This is a genomic window from Caulobacter sp. GW821-FHT09A05, assembly GCF_059418465.1.
In genome coordinates, this window is the sequence record NZ_JBWKPX010000007.1 from 143503 (window position 1) to 163596 (window position 20094).

The 20094-nt window shown below is 69.1% G+C and carries 19 protein-coding genes; 5 read left to right on the plus strand and 14 right to left on the minus strand.

Annotation, left to right across the window (positions count from 1 at the left end; all coding sequences use genetic code 11):
• Nucleotides 1-118: 118 nt before the first annotated feature.
• Nucleotides 119-1948 carry a DUF885 domain-containing protein gene (locus tag AC07NX_RS09315; protein WP_494641152.1) on the minus strand — a complete coding sequence of 610 codons (1830 nt, stop codon included), beginning with the start codon at nt 1946-1948 and terminating at the stop codon, nt 119-121.
• 255 nt (nt 1949-2203) lie between these two features.
• Complete coding sequence (locus AC07NX_RS09320) at nt 2204-2581, minus strand: YybH family protein (protein WP_494641154.1); 378 nt, start codon at nt 2579-2581, stop codon at nt 2204-2206.
• An 85-nt stretch (nt 2582-2666) separates the two neighbouring features.
• On the opposite strand from AC07NX_RS09320, the gene AC07NX_RS09325 reads away from it, so the two are divergent.
• The gene (locus AC07NX_RS09325) at nt 2667-3197 is read left to right on the plus strand and encodes a GNAT family N-acetyltransferase (protein WP_494641156.1); all 531 of its coding nucleotides are present in this window, start codon (nt 2667-2669) and stop codon (nt 3195-3197) included.
• A 111-nt stretch (nt 3198-3308) separates the two neighbouring features.
• Here the strand turns inward: AC07NX_RS09325 and AC07NX_RS09330 are convergent, their stop codons facing one another.
• Entirely contained in the window at nt 3309-4214 is a 906-nt protein-coding gene (locus AC07NX_RS09330) for a LysR substrate-binding domain-containing protein (RefSeq protein ID WP_494641158.1), read from the minus strand.
• A gap of 219 nt (nt 4215-4433) precedes the next feature.
• Here AC07NX_RS09330 and AC07NX_RS09335 point away from each other — a divergent pair, with 219 nt between their 5' ends.
• Nucleotides 4434-4907 (plus strand): transcriptional repressor, encoded by a 474-nt coding sequence (locus AC07NX_RS09335; RefSeq protein WP_494641160.1) that lies wholly within the window; start codon nt 4434-4436, stop codon nt 4905-4907.
• Nucleotides 4908-4916: 9 nt separating this feature from the next.
• Here AC07NX_RS09335 and AC07NX_RS09340 read toward each other — a convergent pair whose 3' ends face one another.
• From AC07NX_RS09340 to AC07NX_RS09355, 4 genes are read right to left on the minus strand one after another with little or no spacing between them, the layout of a single operon-like run.
• Nucleotides 4917-5558, minus strand: a complete 642-nt coding sequence (locus tag AC07NX_RS09340) for an ABC-type transport auxiliary lipoprotein family protein (protein ID WP_494641163.1) — start codon at nt 5556-5558, stop codon at nt 4917-4919.
• Entirely contained in the window at nt 5555-6493 is a 939-nt protein-coding gene (locus AC07NX_RS09345; RefSeq protein WP_494641165.1) for an MlaD family protein, read from the minus strand. Before AC07NX_RS09345 ends, AC07NX_RS09340 begins: the two co-directional genes overlap by 4 nt.
• Nucleotides 6493-7344, minus strand: coding sequence for an ABC transporter ATP-binding protein (locus AC07NX_RS09350; RefSeq protein ID WP_494641167.1), 852 nt, complete (start codon nt 7342-7344; stop codon nt 6493-6495). The genes AC07NX_RS09345 and AC07NX_RS09350 overlap by 1 nt, the downstream gene beginning before the upstream one ends.
• On the minus strand, nt 7341-8456 hold the full coding sequence (locus tag AC07NX_RS09355; RefSeq protein WP_035073667.1) for an MlaE family ABC transporter permease: 1116 nt from the start codon (nt 8454-8456) through the stop codon (nt 7341-7343). The genes AC07NX_RS09350 and AC07NX_RS09355 overlap by 4 nt, the downstream gene beginning before the upstream one ends.
• Before the next feature lie 225 nt (nt 8457-8681).
• Between AC07NX_RS09355 and AC07NX_RS09360 the strand changes: the two genes are divergently transcribed.
• Nucleotides 8682-10235, plus strand: coding sequence for a glucan biosynthesis protein G (locus AC07NX_RS09360; RefSeq protein ID WP_494641169.1), 1554 nt, complete (start codon nt 8682-8684; stop codon nt 10233-10235).
• A gap of 136 nt (nt 10236-10371) precedes the next feature.
• A complete protein-coding gene (locus tag AC07NX_RS09365) occupies nt 10372-12099 on the plus strand; it encodes a hypothetical protein (protein WP_494641171.1) in 1728 nt (575 codons plus the stop codon).
• 113 nt (nt 12100-12212) lie between these two features.
• On the opposite strand, the gene cckA is transcribed toward AC07NX_RS09365, so the two are convergent.
• Nucleotides 12213-14315, minus strand: a complete 2103-nt coding sequence (cckA, locus tag AC07NX_RS09370; RefSeq protein WP_494641173.1) for a cell cycle histidine kinase CckA — start codon at nt 14313-14315, stop codon at nt 12213-12215.
• A gap of 186 nt (nt 14316-14501) precedes the next feature.
• On the opposite strand from cckA, the gene AC07NX_RS09375 reads away from it, so the two are divergent.
• Complete coding sequence (locus tag AC07NX_RS09375; RefSeq protein ID WP_494641175.1) at nt 14502-14945, plus strand: DUF5063 domain-containing protein; 444 nt, start codon at nt 14502-14504, stop codon at nt 14943-14945.
• Between the two features lie 5 nt (nt 14946-14950).
• Here the strand turns inward: AC07NX_RS09375 and flhB are convergent, their stop codons facing one another.
• The 6 genes from flhB to AC07NX_RS09405 all read right to left on the minus strand — a co-directional run bounded on the left by flhB (nt 14951) and on the right by AC07NX_RS09405 (nt 19995).
• The gene (gene flhB, locus AC07NX_RS09380; RefSeq protein WP_494641177.1) at nt 14951-16033 is read right to left on the minus strand and encodes a flagellar biosynthesis protein FlhB; all 1083 of its coding nucleotides are present in this window, start codon (nt 16031-16033) and stop codon (nt 14951-14953) included.
• 9 nt (nt 16034-16042) lie between these two features.
• Nucleotides 16043-16798: a flagellar biosynthetic protein FliR gene (fliR, locus tag AC07NX_RS09385; protein WP_494641179.1), complete on the minus strand. Its 756-nt coding sequence runs from the start codon at nt 16796-16798 to the stop codon at nt 16043-16045.
• Between the two features lie 12 nt (nt 16799-16810).
• Nucleotides 16811-17074, minus strand: coding sequence for a flagellar biosynthesis protein FliQ (gene fliQ / locus AC07NX_RS09390; RefSeq protein WP_494641181.1), 264 nt, complete (start codon nt 17072-17074; stop codon nt 16811-16813).
• Nucleotides 17075-17365: 291 nt separating this feature from the next.
• A complete protein-coding gene (locus AC07NX_RS09395; protein ID WP_494641183.1) occupies nt 17366-17863 on the minus strand; it encodes a RidA family protein in 498 nt (165 codons plus the stop codon).
• Between the two features lie 69 nt (nt 17864-17932).
• Nucleotides 17933-18337 (minus strand): c-type cytochrome, encoded by a 405-nt coding sequence (locus tag AC07NX_RS09400; RefSeq protein ID WP_494641185.1) that lies wholly within the window; start codon nt 18335-18337, stop codon nt 17933-17935.
• Between the two features lie 41 nt (nt 18338-18378).
• A complete protein-coding gene (locus AC07NX_RS09405; RefSeq protein WP_494641187.1) occupies nt 18379-19995 on the minus strand; it encodes a flavin monoamine oxidase family protein in 1617 nt (538 codons plus the stop codon).
• Between the last annotated feature and the right edge of the window lie 99 nt (nt 19996-20094).

Consider the following 20094-nt stretch of genomic DNA (forward strand, 5'->3'; position numbering starts at 1 on the left):
CAAACGACAACCGCCGCGACAGGCCTTTCGGCCGATCGCGGCGGCTCTGGTCTTCAACCCCTCACCCGACCCCGCTTCGCGGGGCCACCCTCTCCCGCAAGGGGAGAGGGAAGCGGTCCTACTTCCCGGCCTTGGTCTTGGCGATGTAGTCGTCGATCACCCGGTCCAGCACGGTCAGCGGGGTCATGCCCGCCAGCAGGCCGGCGTCGTGGAACTGGCGGATGTCGAATTTCTTGCCCAGGGCCTTCCGGGCCCGTTCGCGGGCCCGCAGCCAGGTGATCTTGCCGATCATGTAGCTGCAGGCCTGGCCCGGCCAGACGACGTAGCGTTCGATCTCGGTGATCGTGCCGCTTTCCTCGTCGCCCATGGTTTCGGCCATGTACTTGACGGCCTGCTCGCGGGTCCACTTCTTGTAGTGCATGCCGCTGTCGACCACGAGGCGGACGGCGCGGAACAGGGCGTCGTGCAGCATGCCGATGTGGCCGCGCGGGTCGTTCTTGTAGATGCCCATCTCGACGGCCAGCTCTTCGGAATAGAGCGCCCAGCCCTCGGCGTAGCCCGAATTGCCGATCGTCTTGCGCAGCAGCGGCAGGCCCTGCGCCTCGTTCGACAGCGACAGCTGCAGGTGGTGACCGGGGACGCCCTCGTGCACCGTCAGGGTGGTCAGGGTGTACTTGGCCTGCTCCTTGGTGTCGCGCAGGTTGATCCAGTAGATCCCCGGGCGCTTGCCGTCCAGCGAGGGCGAATTGTAGTAGCCGCCCGGCGCGCCGGCCTCGATGGCCTTGGGCACGCGGCGGATCTCCAGCGAAGCCTTGGGCAGGGCGCCGAAATAGGCCGGCAGCTGCTTCTGGATCCAGGCCGCCTTGACGTTCAGGTCGCGGATCAGCTGCTCCTTGGCCGGATCGGTGTTGTCGTAGATGTCCTTGCCCAGCTCGGCCATCCGCTCGCCGACCGTGCCCTTGGTCATGCCGATGCTCTTGAACAACTTGTCGGCCTGGACCGAGATCGACTTCACCAGGTCCAGGCCCAGCTGGTGGATCTCGTCGGGGGTCAGGGTCGAGGTCGTGTAGTTCTTCAGCGACACGGCGTAGTAGTCGCCGCCGTTCTTCAGGCGCCAGACGCCGGCGTCGTGGGTGGCCTTGGGGCGGACGCTTTCCAGCAGGGCGATCTGGCGCTTCAGGGCGGGCAGCACCGAGTTCTCGTAGATCTTGCTCGCCTCGCCGGCCCAGTCGCCGGGGATGTTCTTGTCCTTGGTCCGGCGGGCCACCGACAGCACCAGCGGCGCCTCGGCGGTGGGCGTGCCGGCGAAGGCCTTCATCTGAACCAGGGCCTTGTCGATGACGAAGTCCGGCGGGATCACGCCGTCGGCGTAGTCGCGCTGGGCGATCGCCGACTCCTGGTCCATCAGCCGGGCGAAGGCCTCCATGCGCGACAGGTAGGCGTCGGCGTCGGCCTTGGTCTCGATCGAGTGCTGGGTGTCGAGGAAGTCGGGATAGGACTGGTACGAGCCCGTCAACTGGCTGAGCACGTAGGGCGCGCCCGAACCGCCGCCGGCGTAGGTGAACTTCTCGTTGCCCTCGTCCTGCACCGCCAGGGTGAACTCGACGGTGTCGTAGTTGACCACGTCCATGCCGGTCAGCTGCTTGCGGTCGATGGCGCGCAGGTCGGCCAGCTGCTGCCGGGTCTGGGCGATCCCCGCGGCGATGGCGGCGAACGAGCGGTCGGCCAGCTGCGACTTGGTCCAGGCCAGCTCGCCGACGTCCAGGCCCAGGCCGGTGGCCGTCTCGGGCGACTGGCGCAACTGCTTGGCCATGATGGCGTCGAACAGGGCGTTGAGCTTGGCGCCCTCGCCCGAGGCCGGCGCGGCTTGAGCCAAGGCCAGGCCCGGGGTCGCGGCGGCCAGGCCGACGGCGACGGTGGACAGCAGCATCTGACGGCGATTTTGCAAGGTGGGATCCCCTTCCCTCGATCTTTGGACGCAAAGGGGTAGAGGGCCTTGCCCGCCTGGGCAACGGCGCCGGCATTAATTTCCCGTCATCTTGTCCGTCTTGGCACGCTTCATCCCATTAAGGCTGTCATCCCGGACAAGCGCGCAGCGCGCCGATCCGGGACCGACGCCTGAGCTCGGCGCTTCCGGCGGTCCCGGATCTGCGGCCCTTCCGGCCTTGTCCGGGATGACAGGAAGGGCTGGTGAAAACAGCGCTTAGCTCAGCGTCACGAACAGCTCGTTCTCGATCACCCACTGGCCGGTGACCTTGCGCCAGGTCGCCAGGTAGGTCCCGCGGGTGTCGGCCGCGCCGCGCGTCGTCCCGACCCAGGTCCCGTGCTCGGCGGCCCGCTCGCCGGCGGCGTCCAGGTCGATGCGCTCGGTCGAACGGACATAGGCGACGAAGGCCGGGTCGGCGAACTGGCTGGCGAAGGCCTCCAGCACGTCTCGCGCCCCAAGGATCAGCGAACCGTCGCCGACAATCACCTTGACGTCCGGCGCGAAGAACGGCGCCAGGCGGCGGGCGTCCTTGCCGGCGATCAGCCGGTTGGTCAGTTTGCGGCGGGCGGCGATGGCGTCTTGCGGCGCGGTCATGCGGTTGTTCCGGGTCTGGCGGGAAGCCCTGGCGAAAGGGTGGGGCCGGTATAGGCTGCGTCGCGCAGACTCGCACAGGACCTCGATGATTCCGCTCACGCCCCCGCCCACCTTGGCTACCGCCCGCCTGACCCTGAGCCCGCCCCAGGCGTCCGACTTCGAGGACAGCGCCGCCATGTGGAGCGATCCGATGGTCACCCGCCACATCGGCGGCCGCACCTCGACGCCGGAGGAGAGCTGGCAGCGCCTGCTGCGGGCCCGGGGGTTGTGGGCGGTGCTGGGCTACGGCTACTGGGCGGCGCGCGAGACGGCGACCGGGCGCTATGTCGGCGAGATCGGGTTCGCCGACTTCCATCGCGGCCTCCAGCCCTCGATCGACGGGATCCCCGAAATGGGCTGGGTCCTGGCCAGCTGGGCCCACGGCAAGGGCTTCGCCAGCGAAGCGATCGTCGGCGCCCTGTCCTGGGCCCGCGACCAATGGGGCGACGCGCCGGTGGTCTGCATGATCGACCCAGACAACACCCCTTCCCTGAAGCTGGCCTACAGAATGGGATTCCTGGAGATCGCGCGGACCACCTACAAGGACGCGCCGACCATGCTGCTGCAGCGGGGCTAGGCGCGCGCTCCGATCGAGGCGCCGGATCGAGGCGGGAACTGGTCCACGCGCAGCGCCTGATCATCATCCCCGGGCCGCAAGACCGGAGGCGGCAACGCCGAAGGCGCGCGCCTAGACCGTCCCCGCCGCCGCCCCTTCGGCGAAGCCGCGCAGACGATCGGCGATGACCTCGCCCACCGCCTCCACCGCCGCGCGGCGAGGAAAATGGGCGCGCCAGGCGATGCGGACGGTCCGTCCGGCCCGGGTCGACAGCGGGCGCAGCACGATGCCGGCGTCCTGCGCCGCACCGGCCGCCAGTCCGGGGATGAGGGTGGTGCCATAGCCCGCCGCCACCATGTTCAGCAGGGTCGGCAGGCTGGAGGCCCGCAGGGGACCGCCCAGCGCCGCGTCGCCGCCGCAGGCCTCCATCGTCTGGTCGCGCAGGCAGTGGCCGTCGGCCAGCACCAGGATGTCGCGCGCCAGCTCCGTCTCGACGATCACCGGACGCCCGGCCAGCGGGTGCTCGGGCGGCAGGGCGGCCAGGAACGGCTCGTCGAACAGCGGCAGGCTCACCAGGTCGGGGCCGTTCTCCTCGGTCGCCAACAGGGCAGCGTCCAGCTCGTGGGCGCGCAGCCGCTCCAGCAGGGCCGTGGTCTGGTCTTCCCAGGGCTCCAGCTCCAGCGTGGGCAGCGCCTCGCGCAGCGGCGCGAAGACCAGGGGCAGCAGATAGGGCGCCAGGGTCGGGATGATGCCCAGCCGGAAGCGCCCCGACAGCGGGTCGCGCAGGTTCCGCGCCGTGGCGAGGATGGCCTCGGCCTCGGTCACCGCGGCCCGGGCGTGGCCGATCAGCTGCAGGCAGGCGGCGGTCGGGGCGGCGGTCTTGCTGCTGCGCTCGAACAGCGTCACGCCCATCAGGTCCTCGAGCTTGCGGATCTGCACCGAGAGGGTGGGCTGGCTGACGCCGCAGGCCTTGGCGGCGCGTCCGAAATGTTCATGTTCGGCCACGGCCAGCAGATAGCGGAGGTCGCGAAGGTTCATAGGTCAAGCCTATCGCGCTCATTGAGATTTGGCGCTTCTTTTTATCGCGACGATAAACGAAAGATAAGCCCGGCCAGGATGAGGAGGCGTCCGTCGACGCCCTCCCGGAACGGCCTTCTGGACGCGACGGCGACCCGGCGCGGCCAGTCTTCGAGGCCTGGGCGAGATCGCGGCGACGCATGATCGCGGTCATCCATGGCCTCTCGGGAGGACGCTGGAATGCCCCATACGGTGGAAGCCGTATTGCGCGAGGAGCTGCGCCGAGCCGGCCTGCCCGGCCACGGCGCTTTGCCGCGCCTGCTGGCCCTGTTGCGGGCCTCGCCGGAGGTTCACCTGACCGTGGCGGAGGTGGCCGACATGGTCGCCCAGGCGGGCGTCGCGGTGACCCTGGCCGAGCTGGGCCGCCAGCTGGAAAGTCTCGCCGACCACGGACTGATCGGCCGGCTGCCCACCACGACCACGGAGCTGGTGTTCGACACCGTGCCCGAGCCGCATTCGCATCTGGTCTACGAGGAAACGGCCCAGGTCGTGGACCTGCACGTCTCGCCCGACACCCTGCTGGCCATGGTCCGCGACGCCCTGGCCAGGCGGCCGGACAGCGTCGAGATCCTGGTCCGCTTCCGCCGCGGCCCGGCGGCGGAGCCGACGATCAGGATCATGGCCGAGCCGGGCCGGGAGGGGCCGGAGGAATAACCGCGGCGCCTAGGTCGCCGGGAGCTTCGCGCCCGCCTCGCCGACCCAGTCGACAATCTCCGACAGCGCCTGGCCGACGGCCTGGTCATAGGCCGGGACGATGGCCGACAGGCGGTTGTCGGCGGCCTTGACCCGGGCGACGAACACCTTGTCGCCCAGCAGGGCGCGGTCGTTGCTGCGGGTCATGACGGCGCGGATCTCGACCAGCACCTCCGGCGGGGCCTTGGGGCCGTCGACATAGTCGGTCTCGAACGAGCGGACCTCCAGGCGCAGGGCCATGGCGGCCTTGAGCGCCTCGCCGCGGGTGACCAGCCGGGCCCGGCTGCCGTCCGCCTCGAAGGCCCGGGCCACGGCCTCGTCGAACAGCACGATGGCGGGCGAGACCCAGCGGGCGTCCGAGATGTAGGCGGCCTCGCCGTTGGTCACCGACAGCAGCCGGTCGCTCATGGCCGCCCGGGTGAAGACGGTCGGGGTCTTGTAGACCCCGAAGCCCTTCTCGGTCACCGGCCGCGAACTTTCGACCGCGGCGTGGCCGAAGCGGTAGAGGCCGGCCGGCTTGGTCTTCGGGAACAGGCTGATGCAGCCGGTCAGGGCGACGGCGGCGACGGCCACCGTCAGCGACCGCAGGGTGGTGCGCAGGGTGCGGCTCACGGCTTGACCTCCAGTTCCTTGGCCGGCGCCTTGGCGACCAGGACGCGTGGGTTCTGTTCGACTTCGCTGACCAGCCGGTCCAGGGACTCGGCGGCCGACTGCAGGGTGACGACGGCCGACGACAGTTGCGGCAGGCCGGTGGTGGCGAAGTCGCTGGTCGGGCCTTCCAGCTTGCCGACCATGCCGCGCACGTCCTTGGCGGTGGCCTTCAGCTCGTCGGCGGCGTCGCCCAGGTTCTTCAGGGTGCGCTTGGCGTCGCCGTTGGCCAGGCCGTTGACCGAGTCCGACAGCTCGCCGATCCGGGTCGAGGTGAGCTCGATGCTCTGCAGGGCCTTCTGGGCGTCGGCGATGATCGCCTTGCGCTCGCGCAGCTCGGCGGTGACCGACTGGAGGTCGCTGAGCGAGGCGCTGAAGGTCTTGACGTTGTCGTCGGACAGCACGCGGTTGACGCGGTCCAGCGCCTCGATGGTGCGGGTCAGCACCGTGCCGCCGCCTTCCAGCAGGTCGGACAGGGCGCTGCGCTGGCTGCGGATCACCGGCACCTTGCCGCTCTCGACCGTGCTCTTCAGCAAAGGCTTGGACGGCGCGCCGGCGGTGATCTGCACGTAGTTGACGCCGGTGATGCCCTGGGGCTCCAGGGTGGCGAAGCTGTCGGTCTTGATCGGCACGTCCGAGGTGACGCGCACCCGGGCGATGACGCGGTTGGGGTCGCTCTTGTCCAGGGCGATCTTGGTGACCTCGCCGACCTTGATGCCGTTGAAGTGCACCTCGCCGCCGTCCGACAGGCCGCGCACGGGGCCGACGAACAGCACGTCGTACAGGTCGTACTCCTGGTTGAAGCTCAGCTTGGCCAGCCAGACGGCGAAGACCAGCAGCCCCATGAACAGGATCAGCGTGGCCGCGCCCACCACGGCGTAGTTGGCGTTTCTTTCCATCAGCTCGTCCTTGGTGTCGACTTGGCCGGCCCCGCCTGGCCGGCGGCCGCGCGCCCGCGCGGTCCCATGAAATATTCCTGGATCCAGGGGTGCTCGTTCTTCTCGAGTTCCTCGACGGAGCCGGTGGCGACCACCTTCTTGTCGGCGATCACGGCGATGCGGTCGGTGATCTCGTAGAGGGTGTCCAGGTCGTGGGTGATCATGAACACCGTCAGGTCCAGGCTGTCGGACAGGTCCTTGATCAGGGTGTCGAAGGCCGCGGCGCTGATCGGGTCCAGACCCGCGGTGGGCTCGTCCAGGAACAGCAGCTCGGGGTCCATGGCCAGGGCCCGGGCCAGGCCGGCGCGCTTGCGCATGCCGCCCGACAGCTCGGCGGGCTTGAGGTTGCCGGCCCGGGCGGGCAGGCCGACCAGGGCGATCTTCAGGTCGGCCAGGTGCTCGATCTCGCCCTTGGGCAAGCGGGTGTGCTCGTGCAGCGGCGCGGCCACGTTCTCGCGCACGGTCAGGTTCGAGAACAGCGCCCCCTGCTGGAACAGCACCCCCCAGCGGCGCTCGATGACGTTCCAGCGGCGGCGGGAGGCGTCCGCCATGTCCTGGCCGAACAGCTTGACCGAGCCGCCGTCGGGGATCTTCAGGCCGATGATGGTGTTGAGCAGGACCGACTTGCCGGCGCCCGAGCCGCCGACCACGCCCAGCACCTCGCCGCGCTCCGCGGTCAGGTCCAGGCCGTCGTGGATGACGTTCTCGCCGAACCGCGAGACCAGGCCCGTGACTCGGATCGGCGGGGCCCCGGCGGTCGACGGACCTTCGGCCTCGGCCGCCTGGGGCGGGAGCGCCTTGGCGGGGCTCACAGGTTCAGCTCCATGTAGATCAGGGCGAAGACCGCATCGATGGCGATGATCGCGAAGATGGCGTGGACCACGGCGGCGGTGACGCGACGGCCCAGGGACTCCACGTCGTTGCCGACCTCCATGCCCTGGCGGCAGCCGATGGCGGCGATGACCATGGCCATGACCGGGGCCTTCGACAGGCCGATCCAGAAATGCTGCACGCCGACCGCGTCCTGCATCCGCTGCAGGAAGAAGGTCGGCGACAGGTCCAGCGCCGCCCAGGTGACCAGCATGCCTCCGGCCAGGCCCGCCAGGGTGGCCACGAAGGTCAGCAGCGGGATGGTCAGCAGCAGGGCGGCGAAGCGCGGCAGGACCAGGGCCTCGTAGGGGTCGACCCCCATCACCTGCATCGCGTCGATCTCCTGGTTCATCTTCATCGAGCCCAGCTCGGCGGCGAAGCTGGAGGCCGAGCGGCCGGCCAGCAGGATGGCGGTGATCAGGATGTTGAACTCGCGCAGCACCGAGATGCCGATCAGCTCGACGGCGAACACCTGCGCCCCGAACTGGGTCAGGAGATTGGCGCCCAGCAGGGCCACGACCGCGCCGATGAAGAAGGTGGTGACGGCGACGATCGGGATGGCGTCCAGGCCCGCGCGCTCGGCCAGGGACACCACTGGCGCCCAGCGGATGCGGCTGGGCTTGGCGAGGCAGCGGCCGATGGCGACCAGCAGGTGGCCGAGGAAGGCCAGGGTGCTGTAGAGGTCGTCGCCCAGGCCGTAGACGCCCCGGCCGATGCGCTCCAGCAGGGCCAGGAAACCCTTCCGCGGCGGCGCGGCCTCGGGCTCGACCTGGATGGCGTCGTCGACCAGCTGCAGCAGGCGCAGGGTGCGCGGTCCCGCCTTGATCTTGCCCGTGCTGATCCGGCCGTCGGCGGCGCGGATGATGGCGTAGGCCCCGGCCGTGTCGCAGCGGGTGATGTCGCGCAGGTCCAGCTCGACCGCGTGGGAGCCTTCCATGGCCTGGACCAGCCGTTCCCCGGCGTCGACCATGCCGCGCGCGGTCCAGTCCCCCGAGAGCACGGCGGTCTTGTGACCGGCGGTCTCCTTGAGGGTGAAATCAGCCGGAGCGCCCATGAAGTCTCGTCGGTCCCTGCAATCCGCCGTCGAAGCTTACCAAGCCGCTCGACCAAGCCCAAACGTGCCAAGGCCAGGCTTGTTGCGACGCTTACTGCGTTAGGAATAGGCGGGTGCGCCGCCTCGCGCCAGCAACCATCTCGAGATCGAGGCGAATGCGCGGACCTTTGTCGCTAAAGGTGCGTTGTATGGCCGGCAACGGGGGCGTTGCTTTAAAAGGCCCGAATGTTCTCCAGCCTGCTCAACCGCCGCGCCGCGCTCGGCCGGCTTTCGTTGTCGGCCGTCCTGGCCATGGCGCCGCGCCTGGCCGCCGCCCAGATCCCCGCGGTTCAGGCGCCCGTCGTCGACGATTCCACCAGCCAGCCGTTCTCGATCGACGGGCTGCGCGACAAGGCCCAGACCCTGGCCGCCGCGCCCTACGCCAAGCCGCCCTCGCCGCCCACCATCACGGGCCTGTCGTACGACGACTATTTCCGCATCCGCTTCCGCTCGGAAGCCGATCTCTGGAAGGACCGCCAGCCGGCGTTCCGGGCCGAGTTCTTCCCGCCGGCCTGGCTGTATCCGCGCCCGTTGCCGATCCACGAGGTGGTCGTCGGCGTGGCGCGGCCGATCGCGTTCGACCCGGCGATGTTCGAGATCCCGGGCGAGCACGCCGACGTCGCCAAGGACTGGCGCGGCTTTTCCGGCTTCCGCCTGCTGTGGCCGCTGAACGAGGCCGGCAAGCTGGACGAGATCGCCGTGTTCCAGGGCGCCAGCTATTTCCGCAGCCTGGGCCGCGGCCAGCGCTACGGCCTGTCGGCGCGCGGCCTGGCCATCGGGGCCGGCGAGCCGAACGAGGAGTTCCCCGACTTCGTCGCCTTCTGGCTGGAGCGGCCCGACAGCGCCCAGGCGGTCGGCGGCGACGCCGTGGTCGTCCACGCCCTGATGGACAGCCCCAGCTGCGCGGGCGTCTACAGCTTCACGATCCGACCGGGCGAGAACGTCACCTTCGACGTCGCCGCCAGCGTCTTTCCACGCGCCGCCATGACCAAGGTCGGCGTGGCCGCCATGAGCAGCATGTTCCTGTTCAACGTCGCCGACCCGTCCCCGGTCCAGGACTACCGCACCGCCGTGCACGACAGCGACGGCCTGGCGATCTGGACGGGAAAGGGCGAGCACGTCTGGCGGCCGCTGGAGAACCCCAGGGCCCACCGCCTCAGCAACTTTCCGGACGAGAACCCCAAGGGTTTCGGCCTGGTGCAGCGGGCGCGGGCCCTGGAGGATTTCGGCGACCTGCAGGCCCGCTACGACCTGCGGCCCAGCCTGTGGATCGAGCCCCTGGACGCCTGGGGCGAGGGCGCGGTGCACCTGGCCGAACTGGCCACCACCAAGGAGACCGACGACAACATCGCCGTCTTCTGGCGGCCCAAGGCGCCCTGGGCGGCCGGGTCGCGGGTCGACCTGCGCTATCGCCTGCACTGGGGCCAGGAGCGGTTCGCCAGCCCCGACGCCCGGGTGTTCCGCACCCGCACCGGGGCCGACGCCCAGGCCGGGCTGCGCCTGTTCACCGTCGACCTGCAGGGCGGGGCCCTGGCCGAGGGGCTGGACGGGGTGACGATGGACCTCCGGGCCGAAGGCGGCGAGATCGTCTGGCGCGACCTGTCGCCCTACCCCGACGACGCGGCGGCCCGCGTGGCGTTCGGCGTTCGCTCCAAGGCGGCCGATGTCGACCTGTCGCTGCGCCTGACGCGGGGCGACCAGGTGGTCTCGGAAACCTGGCGGTACCTCTGGACGGCGTAGGGGCCGCCCGGATCAAGGCGGCCGGCGACGCCGACGACATCACGCCTTAAGCGCGTGATGTCGAATTATTCTCCTATTGCGAGCATGCAATCTCCGCCGTAACGTGCGCCTGCATTCTGATCATGGAGGGCGGGTCATGCGGGCGTCGATCATCGGCAAGGTCGGAGCCGCCGCCGCGCTGCTCATCGGCCTGGGCGCGGCCTGGCAGGGCGGCGCCTTCACCCAGAGCGTCACGGGCATCTTCCCCATGGGGCACGAGTGGCTGACCCGAATGGCGGCGATCGAGGTGCTCGGCGTTTCGCCGGTCACGCCCCCGGACGCGCCAGACCCCAACGACCCGCGGATCGGCTGGCGCCCGGGCAAGGGCCTAGCCTGGAACACCACCCTGACCACGCCCGGCGCGCAGGACGAGGCCAAGCGCATCAAGAGCCAGCCCTCCGGCGACACCCGATACGCGCCCCGCTACAAGCCCGTGCTGGACGCCATCATCGGCGAGCGCTGGGTCGACCTGGGCGGCTACAGCGTCGCCCAGTCGAAGAAATGCTGGGACGCCGTGGCCCAGGAACCGGCGGACATCCAGTACGACCACTTCATGCGCCGCTACGACGACGCCGGCCCCCAAGGCGGGGTGAACGCCGCCAGGCGCTCGCAGGAGCGCTTCGTCGCCTATTTCGTCGCCGCCGCCACCGCCCCCAAGACGACGATCTCGGTCTATGACGGCGGGGTCACCTCATCGTCGGTCTCGGTCGACAAGAACTACTTCCTGTTCGGGCGCGCCGCGCACCTGTTCGAGGACTCGTTCAGCTCCGAGCACACCGTCCGCATGCCCGACGACAACTTCGTCAAGGTCCGGCAGGTGAAGAGCTATCTGTGCGCGCTGGGATCCGAGCAGCACAGCCACGCGATCTCGGCGATCCTGGACTATTCCAGCGGCGACGTGATCTGGAAGAGCACGATCGACGGCCGGCTGAACCCGAGCTGGAGCGCCTACAAGGCCAGCAACATGAAGCCGGTGGCCCTGGTGGCGGCCGAGGCGACCAAGGACCTGTGGGCGGCGTTCATCCGCACCATGGGCCTGCCGCCAGGTCAGCGCGAGGCGGCCGCCCGGGCCGAGGCCAACACCCTGGTCCAGCATTGGCTGAGCTTCGACGAGAAGAAGATGCTGGCCTGGTACGACGATCCGGCCCACCGCGACGCCACCTATGTCCTGGCCGCGGGGCAAACGGGCAAGGGCAAGACCCAGGCCCAGTGCATGGCCGACCTGGACGTCGGCACGACCGACCAGCAGACCCGCGTCCGCGAACTGGAGGCCACCCAGCGCCAGTGCCTCTACAACGCCATCCCGTGGTCGGGCTATTCGGACCAGTTCGATCCCCAGCTGCACATCTGGTATTCCTGGCGCTGGCGCAACGGGCCCCTGTCGCCCATGAGCAACCCGCCGGCGAACTGGAAGATTCCCAGCCAGGCCGCCGACACCGGAACGCGGGTTCGCATCAAGAGCCTGGCCAACCAGAAATACATGGTCGCCCCCGACGGGATCGTCCCGGACTCCCTGATCTACAATCGCGCCGGGACGCCGCTCGACTTCGTGGCGGTCGGGCCGCAGAACCGGGCGATGTTCCGCTCGGCCGTCGATCCGCTGCTGTTCCTGGACTACCGGGCCGCCACGGGCGCGGTGAAGCTGTACGCGCCGGGCACGGCCGAGCCGGCCAGCTACGACCTCAAGCCCGCCGGCCAGGGGCGGTCGATCCGCAACACCTATTGGAACCAGTATATCTGGCTGTCCGGCGACGAGCCCTATCTGACCCGCAAGGGCGATCCCAAGAACCTGAACGCGCAGTGGAGCCTCGAAGGGCTGCCGTAGACGGCGCCCCGCCGATCCGCCGCGTGCGTGTCGGGGATGGGCGTGGTTGTCGGACGTGCAGTGCGTCCTTCGAGGCGCGCACCTCAGGATGAGGAATTCAGAACAGAGCGCCCCTAAGCCGCCTGCAGCTGCTGCTTCACCCGTTCGGCCAGGGTCTTGATGTCGATCGGCTTGGGCAGGAAGGTCACGCCGGTCTCGCCTTCCAGCAGGTCGCTGAACTCGGCCTCGGCATAGCCGCTGATGAACATCACCGGCGCGTTGCCCAGATAGCCGCGCGCCTTCTTCAGCAGGGTCGGGCCGTCGATGCCGGGCATGATCACGTCGCTGATCAGCAGGTCGATCGTGCCGGCGTGCTCCTCGGCGATGATCAAGGCCTCCTCGCCGTCGCTGGCCTCCAGCACCTCGTAGCCGCGGGCGCGGAGCAGGCGGGCGGCTACGCCGCGCACGGCGTCCTCGTCCTCGACGAACAGGATGCGGCCCGCGCCGGAGAGGTCGCGCGGCGGGCGCGGCTTGGCCGGTTCGGCGACCGCCAGGGCGGCGGCCGCTGCGGCCTGCTGGGCCGGCGTGGCCTCGTAGACCGGCAGGAAGATGCGGAAGGCCGCGCCCTCGCCCGGACGGCTGTGGACGTGGATCCAGCCGTCGCTCTGCTTGACGATGCCGTAGACCGTGGCCAGGCCCAGGCCCGTGCCCTCGCCCACCGGCTTGGTGGTGAAGAACGGGTCGAAGATCTTGCCCATCACCTCGGGCGGGATGCCGGGGCCGTCGTCGCTGACCTCGATGAACGCCTGGTCGCCCTCGGCGCCGGGGAAGCCCAGGCTCTGGGCCTCGTCCTGGGTCAGGCGAGCCGTGCGGATCCGCACCACGCCGCCGCCCTTGGCCGCCCGCACCGCGTCGCGGGCGTTGACGGCCAGGTTCATCACGGCGGTCTCGAGCTGGCTCTTGTCGGCCCGCACCTGCGGCAGGTCGCGGCCGTAGTCGGTGACCAGCTTGACGTCCTCGCGCAGCAGGCGGCGCAGCAGGACCTCGAACTCGCTGATCAGCTCGCCCAGCTCCAGCACCTCGCGCTGCACGGTCTGCTTGCGGCTGAAGGCCAGCAGCTTGCGGACCAGGTCGGCGGCGCGCACGCCGGTCTGGCGGATCTCGTTGAGGCCCTCGTACGAGGGGTCCCCCACCGGGTGGCGGTGCAGCAGTTCGTCCAGGCGCAGCTGGATGGCGGTCAGCAGGTTGTTGAAGTCGTGGGCCACGCCGCCGGCCAGCTGGCCGATGGCCTGCATCTTCTGGGCCTGGGCCAGCTGCAGCTCCATCTGCTTCTGCTCGGATACGTCGATCAGATAGGCCACCAACCGCCCGTCGGCGCGGTAGAGATAGAGATGGGCGATCCGGGCCGGGTCGCGGGCCAGGCGCACCTCGAACGGGCCGCTCTTGCCCTCGGCCAGGCGGGTTTCGGCCTCGGTGCGCGACGGCGGGTCGATCAGGGCGCCGAACAGCGTGCCGGACGGCACGGCGCCGGTCATGGCGGCCAGGGCCGGATTGGCCTCCAGAATGCGGGAATTGAACGGGTCCAGCCCCTCCAGCAGGGCCGCGCCGAACGGCGAGGCGCCGGAGAAGGCGTCCAGGGTGCGTGGGGCCGGGGCGGACTGGGCGACCACCGAAGGCGGGGCGGCGGTCGGAACGAAGACCTCCTTCTCGACCACGGCCGGCAGGCGGACCAGCAGGCGGCCGCCGCGCAGGCGGGCGGCCTCGGCGCGACGCTCCTGTCCCGCGATGACCAGCGTACCCTCGGACCGCTGGCCGTCGCGGGCCTTGACCAGGGCGGCGAACAGGCGGGCCCCGGCCGCGCCCCTGGGCAGGCGGCGGGCGTCGCCCACGGCCTGGATCCAGGCGGTGTTGGCGGCCAGCAGGCGGCCGTCGGCGGCCGTGACGGCGGCCGGTTCGGACAGGGCCTCGACGAAGGCCTCGGCCCCCTCGGACTCGGGATCGCCGACCGCGGTCGAGGCGCGGATGGCCACCAGGCCCAGGATCGCCACGCCGGCGACGCCGCCCAGCAGCAGCAGGCCCGCCAGGGTGGCCGGGCCGGCCCGAAGGGCGGGGGCGGCGGCGAACACCGCGGCCAGGACCAGGAATATGGCCGCGCCCCAGATCAGCAGGTCCGGGCGACGCTTTGCGGCGCCGGCGGAATCCGTCGCGCCAAAGTCTTTCATGGGCGTCTCGGTCATGGGGGACCGAAATCCTTCTTCAGCCTTGCTGGGCGTCCAGGCCCATCGATTCGCGGGTAGGATACCCTTTAACCACCCTCGGAGCGCGATCCGTCATCGATTCCCGATTCCGTGACGGAAATGTGGTGCGCGCTCCTCTAATCCAGGCGATTGGCGTTCGAGTTGGGTCGCCCTAGGATCAAAGCAATGACCCCTGATCCAACAATGGTCGCCGTCCGGACCTTCTTGAACCTTGTGACCCACGATGACCCGCCGTCCCTTGGCGAGTTGTCCAAAGCCTTGGACAGGCTGGCTGTAGCCTATCACGACGCGCCCGAGGGCGAAGCGGCGGGTACGCACGACAAGCCCCCTGAGGCCGACTACACTCAAATCTATCGGACCCTGGCCGAGCGTTTCCCTGATCTTGGTCTCTATGGCTCTGCGGACCCGTTCTCGCTTGAAGGCGACTTCGTCGTCGGTGACGCTATCGACGACCTAGCGGATATCGTCATCGACCTGCGCGAGGTTGCTTGGCGCTTCGATGTCGTGGGCACGCAAGATGCCTATTGGTACCTGAACCTGATGTATTTCCACTGGGGAAGGCATCAGCGGGAGCTAGCGCGCTATCTCCACGCCATGCGATTCTCCTGAGGCGCTCAGTCCGCCCAGGCGCGCTTCTTGGCCTGCTTGTTGCTCATCACGAAGCCGATGACCTTGGCCACGGCCTCGAAATGCTCGGCCGGGATCTGCTCGTCGATATCCATGGCGGCGTAGAGAGCGCGGGCCAGGGGCGGGTCCTCCAGCACGTAGACGCCGGCCTCCTCGGCCACGGCGCGGATCTTCAGGGCCAGGTCGTCGACGCCCTTGGCCACGCAGATCGGCGCGGCGGTCTCGCCCTGCTCGTACTTCAGCGCCACGGCGTAGTGGGTCGGGTTCATGACGACGACCGTCGCCTTGGGCACGGCCGCCATCATCCGCTGGCGCGAGCGCTGCATGCGCAGCTGCTTCTGCTTGCCCTTGATATGCGGGTCGCCCTCGGACTGCTTCATCTCGTCCTTGACGTCCTGGAGGCTCATCCGCATGCGCTTGTTGAAGCGCAGCCGCTGCCAGAACCAGTCGAAGCCGGCGGTGGCGATCAGGAAGATCAGCACCATCCAGAACAGCTTCATGCACAGCTTCATGGATAACGGGATGATCGCCGCCACGTCCATGCCGACCAGGGTGGTGATCTGGGCCGCGTCGGGCTTGACCACGAACCAGGCGATGATCCCGGTGACCACGAACTTCAGGGCCGACTTGGCGAACTGCACGAAGCCGTCGGGACCGAAGACCCGCTGGAAGCCCTTGATCAGGTCCAGCTTCTTGAGGTCCGGCTTGATCTTGTCGGCCGACAGGATGAAGCCGGACTGGGCCACGTTGGCGGCCGCGCCCAGCAGGCCCGAGACCACCATCACCAGGATCACCGCCGGCAGGGCGGCCATGACCGCGGTCTTGGCGATGGCGCGGATGCCGCCCTCGACGTCCATGGTCCCGGCATGGGCCAGGAACGGGGTCAGGGAGTTGACCATGTCGCGGGTCAGCCAGCCGCCGGCGATGACCACGACGCCGAACGCCCCGGACAGCGAGGCCAGCTGCGAGATGTCGGCGGATTTCGGGACGTCGCCCTTGGCGCGCGCGTCCGACAGCTTCTTGGCTGTTGGTTCTTCTGTCTTTGACGCATCGTCCTGCTCGTCGGCCATGGCGTCCCCCTAGTTGAACACCGCCAGCAGGTCCCGATAGCGATCGGTCCACACCATGGCGATGCCGCCGAGCGAGAGGCCCAGCAGGGAGAGGCCCAGGATGACGCTGAGCGGCGAGGTGACGAAGAAGATCTGGAACGACGGCATCACCCGGCCGACCAGGCCGGTCGCCAGGTTGAAGACGATCGAGAACACCAGGACCGGGGCCGCCAGCTGCAGGCCCAGCTTGAACGAGTCCGCCACCGTGCGGACAGCCAGTTCGGCGGCGTCGCCCACCGGCACGGGACGGCTGAACGGGAACAGGTCGTACGACTTGACCATCGCGCCGATGAACAGGTGGTGCAGGTCGGTGACCATGATCAACACCAGGCCCAGCATCGACAGGAAGGTGGCCACGGCCGTGCTGCTGGGGGCGCCGGCCGGGTTGGCGGTCTGGGCGAAGGACAGGGTGGTCTGGATCGAGATGATCTCGCCGGCCGTGGTCAGCGAGCTGACGAACAGCTTCAGCACCGCCCCGATCATCAGCCCGACCAGAACCTCGTGCAGCACCGCGCCGCTCATGGCGCCGACGCTGCTGGGCACGGTGACGATCGATTTTGAGACCAGGGGAGCCAGCAGCAGGGCCATCAGCACGGCGAACGACAGGCGGATGCGCGGCGGCACAACCGTTTCGCCGACGCCGGGCATCAGCATGACCATCGCGCCGATCCGGGCGAAGACCAGGCCGCCGGCATAGACCTGCAGGACGGTGGCGAAGCTGTCCAAGCCCCCTGCTCCCTACATTCCGGCGATCTTGGCGGCGATCTGCTTCATGAAGCCGGACATCAGCGCGCCCATCAGCGGCAGGAACAGCAGCAGCGCCACGAAGATGGCCACGATCTTGGGCGCATAGACCAGGGTGGCCTCCTGGATCTGGGTCAGGGCCTGGAACAGGCCGATGGCCACGCCGACCACCAGGCCGACGATCAGGATCGGCGCGCAGAGCTGCAGGGTCAGCCAGATCGCGTCGCGGCCGACATCCAGGACTTCGGCTCCGCTCATCGGATGGCCTCTACAGATACGCGCGCACGCGAGGGGGCTGACGGTGACTCGCACCATCGTCCGTCATGGTTAACAGCCCGTTAGGCAGGATTAACAGAGGGCAACTTCACGCGTGGCGAAAGGTCTCGCCCTGATCCTTCTCCCCTTGCGGGAGAAGGTGGCCTCCGGAGGAGGTCGGATGAGGGGTCGCACAGACCGATCTGCGCCCCGCCCATCGGCGACCGCTTATCGACCCCTCATCCGTCGGCTTCGCCGACACCTTCTCCCGCAAGGGGAGAAGGTGTCGGAATGCTACTTCGGCTTCCGCGCCGCCTGGACCTCGATCTCGACCAGCATGCCGCCGGCGACCAGTCCCGAGACCTGGCTGGTGATGCGCGAGGGCTTGTTGGGCTGTTCGGCGGTGCCGAAGAAGGTCTTGTAGGCTTCCATCATGCCCATGAAGTCCATCTTGCCGCCCTTGGCCGGGTCGCCGACCAGCAGGACGCGCATCATCACCACGTCGCCCATGGTCGCGCCCTGGCTCTTGAGGGCCTCCTCGATGCGCTTGAGCACGCCCATCGTCTGGGTCTTGGTGTCGCCGAAGGTGGCGGTCAGGGCCGTGTCGCCCTTGGGGTCGAGCGACGGCGGGGTCATGCCGCTGACATAGATGGTGTCGTAGCCGGCGGGCACGGTGACCACGCTGGCGATCGGCGAGGTCGGCGCGCCGCCCCGGACGATGTCCTGGGCGTTGGCCGCGCCGGCGGCGAGGCCGGCCGTGGCCAGAACGGCGGCGAGGATCAGGCGCTTCATGGTCGTCTCCTTGGAGTGTTCGTTTGCGAGGTTTCGAGCGAAATTCAGGGACAGCGGGCGGGCCCGCGACTAGTGGGCCTGCAGGCTGGCGGGCTTCTTGGCGGTCTTGAGCTTGGCGCGGGCGGCGGCGACGTCGGAGGCGCTGACCGGCTTGCCCTTGTTGCCCCACGAGGTGCGGACATAGGTCAGCACCGAGGCCAGCTCGAGATCGCTGAGGTCGTCCTTGAACGCCGGCATGCCCGCCCTTCCGGCCAGGACCGTGGCCATCATCGGGGCGGGGTCGCCCTGCACGAACGGATCGCCGGCCAGGGCCGGGAAGGCGCCCTTGACGCCCTTGCCGGTGGTCTGGTGGCAGGCCGAGCAGTTGTCGTTGAACAGGGCCGAAGGCGTGGCCGCGTGGGCGGCGACCGAGACCGCGCCCGCGGCCAGCAGGCCCCCGGCGAGGCGGACAAGGAAGGTGATCGAACGACTCATGAAAACTCCCCAGAGAACCTTGGAACAGCCATAGCGCGACTTCACGCCTGGAGCACGCGGGCGTGCAGCTTGCCGATCTGCTGCCAGGCCGACTCGATGGCTCCGGCCTGCCAGCCGCCGAGATAGGTCAGGTGCTCGCCGGCCAGGTAGACGCGGCCGTCGGGCTCGCACAGGACGGGATAGGCGTCCCTGCGCCCCTCCTCGCCCCATTCGGCCCAGCCGCCCAGATTGAACTCGGCCAGGTGCCAGCAGAACGAGAAGGCGTTCTCGAAGTTCTCGGCGTATTCGGGAAACACCTTCTGGCCGGCGGCCACGGCGAAGGCCGCGCGATCGGCCGGGCTCTTGGCGCTGATCTTGGCCGCCTCGCCGCCGAACGCGTAGAAGCCCAGCAGCACGCCCTTCTGGCCCTGCCAGCCGGTGGACGGCAGGGTGATGGTGTTGATCCCGGGCATGTCGTTGTAGATGTGACCGCCGTAGATGTGGTGGTTCTCCTCCCAGAACCGGGTCTTCATCTGCAGGCCGATCTTGTTGACCGGCGCATAGGCCACGCCGGACATCGCCGCCTTGAACGGCTTGGAGAAGTCGGCGTCGATGTTCTTGAGCACGCTGAGCGGGATGGTGCAGACGCAGTAGTCGGCGGTGATGGTGTCCTGCTCGCCGAACTTGTCGGTATAGGTGACGACCACCCCCTTGGGGCCCTGCTTGATCTTGTCGACCACGCAGGAATAGCGGATCAGCGTCCCGACGTGCCTTTCGAAGCCCTTGGCGATCTGGTCCATGCCGCCGACCGGCTGCAGCATGGTGCGCTGTTGCTCATAGCCGGCCACCGAGCTCAGCACCCGCCAGGCCTTGGAGTGCAGCACGTCGCTGAGGCTATAGGGCGTGGAAGGCTTGCCGGGGCCGGGATTCACGCCGGCGCCGGGGTGGACCTCGAAGCCGCGCCCTTCCGTGCCCGTATAGGCCAGGTCGGTCGGCGACAGCCGCCCTTCATTGATCATGTAGGCCACGAACAGGTCGCGGTCCGCCGGCGTCAGGGGCGCGTCGAGCTGGCCCTTGGAGGCGGCCTTGGCGATCATCTCGGCGGCGTAGCCGCGGGCGTCGGCGGCGATCTGGCCCTTGCGGATCGGCTTGCCGGCCAGCGGCCCGTCGCCCTTCTCGAAATAGACATAGGCCGCGTCGTTGTCGTTGACGAAGCTCTCCAGCGGCACCCCGAACAGCTTGGTGTAGTGCAGGGTCGAGCGGTGGTGGTAGGGGATGCGCCACGGGCCGTGGTTGATGTAGAGCCCCTCGTCGAACTCGCAGGTCTGGCTGTTGCCGACCAGGTCGGTGTGCTGGAAGCCCTTGCGGGCCGTCTGGCAGCGGCCGCCAGCGAAGGACCTGGCCTCGATGATCTGCACCTGGTAGCCGGCCTTGGTCAGTTCATAGGCGGCGGTCATGCCGGCCAGGCCCGCGCCCAGCACCACGACCTTGGTTCCCTTGGCGTCGCCCTCCAGCTTGGGTGGCGCGGCCTGGGCCGAGGCGAATCCGAAACCCAGGGCGTCCATGCCGGCCATGGCCAGGGACACCCCGCCAAAGGCCGCCAGACTCTCGAAAAAACGCCGCCGCGTCAGTACGCCGCCGGCCCCGCCCAACGGCGCGGCCGTCGATTGATCACCCATACCCATCCCCGATTTCGTTGTCGCGAAAGGCGCCTGCGAACCAGACGATCGCTTTGGCTATGTCAGACCAAGCCTGTTCAACAACAATGCGAAAAACTC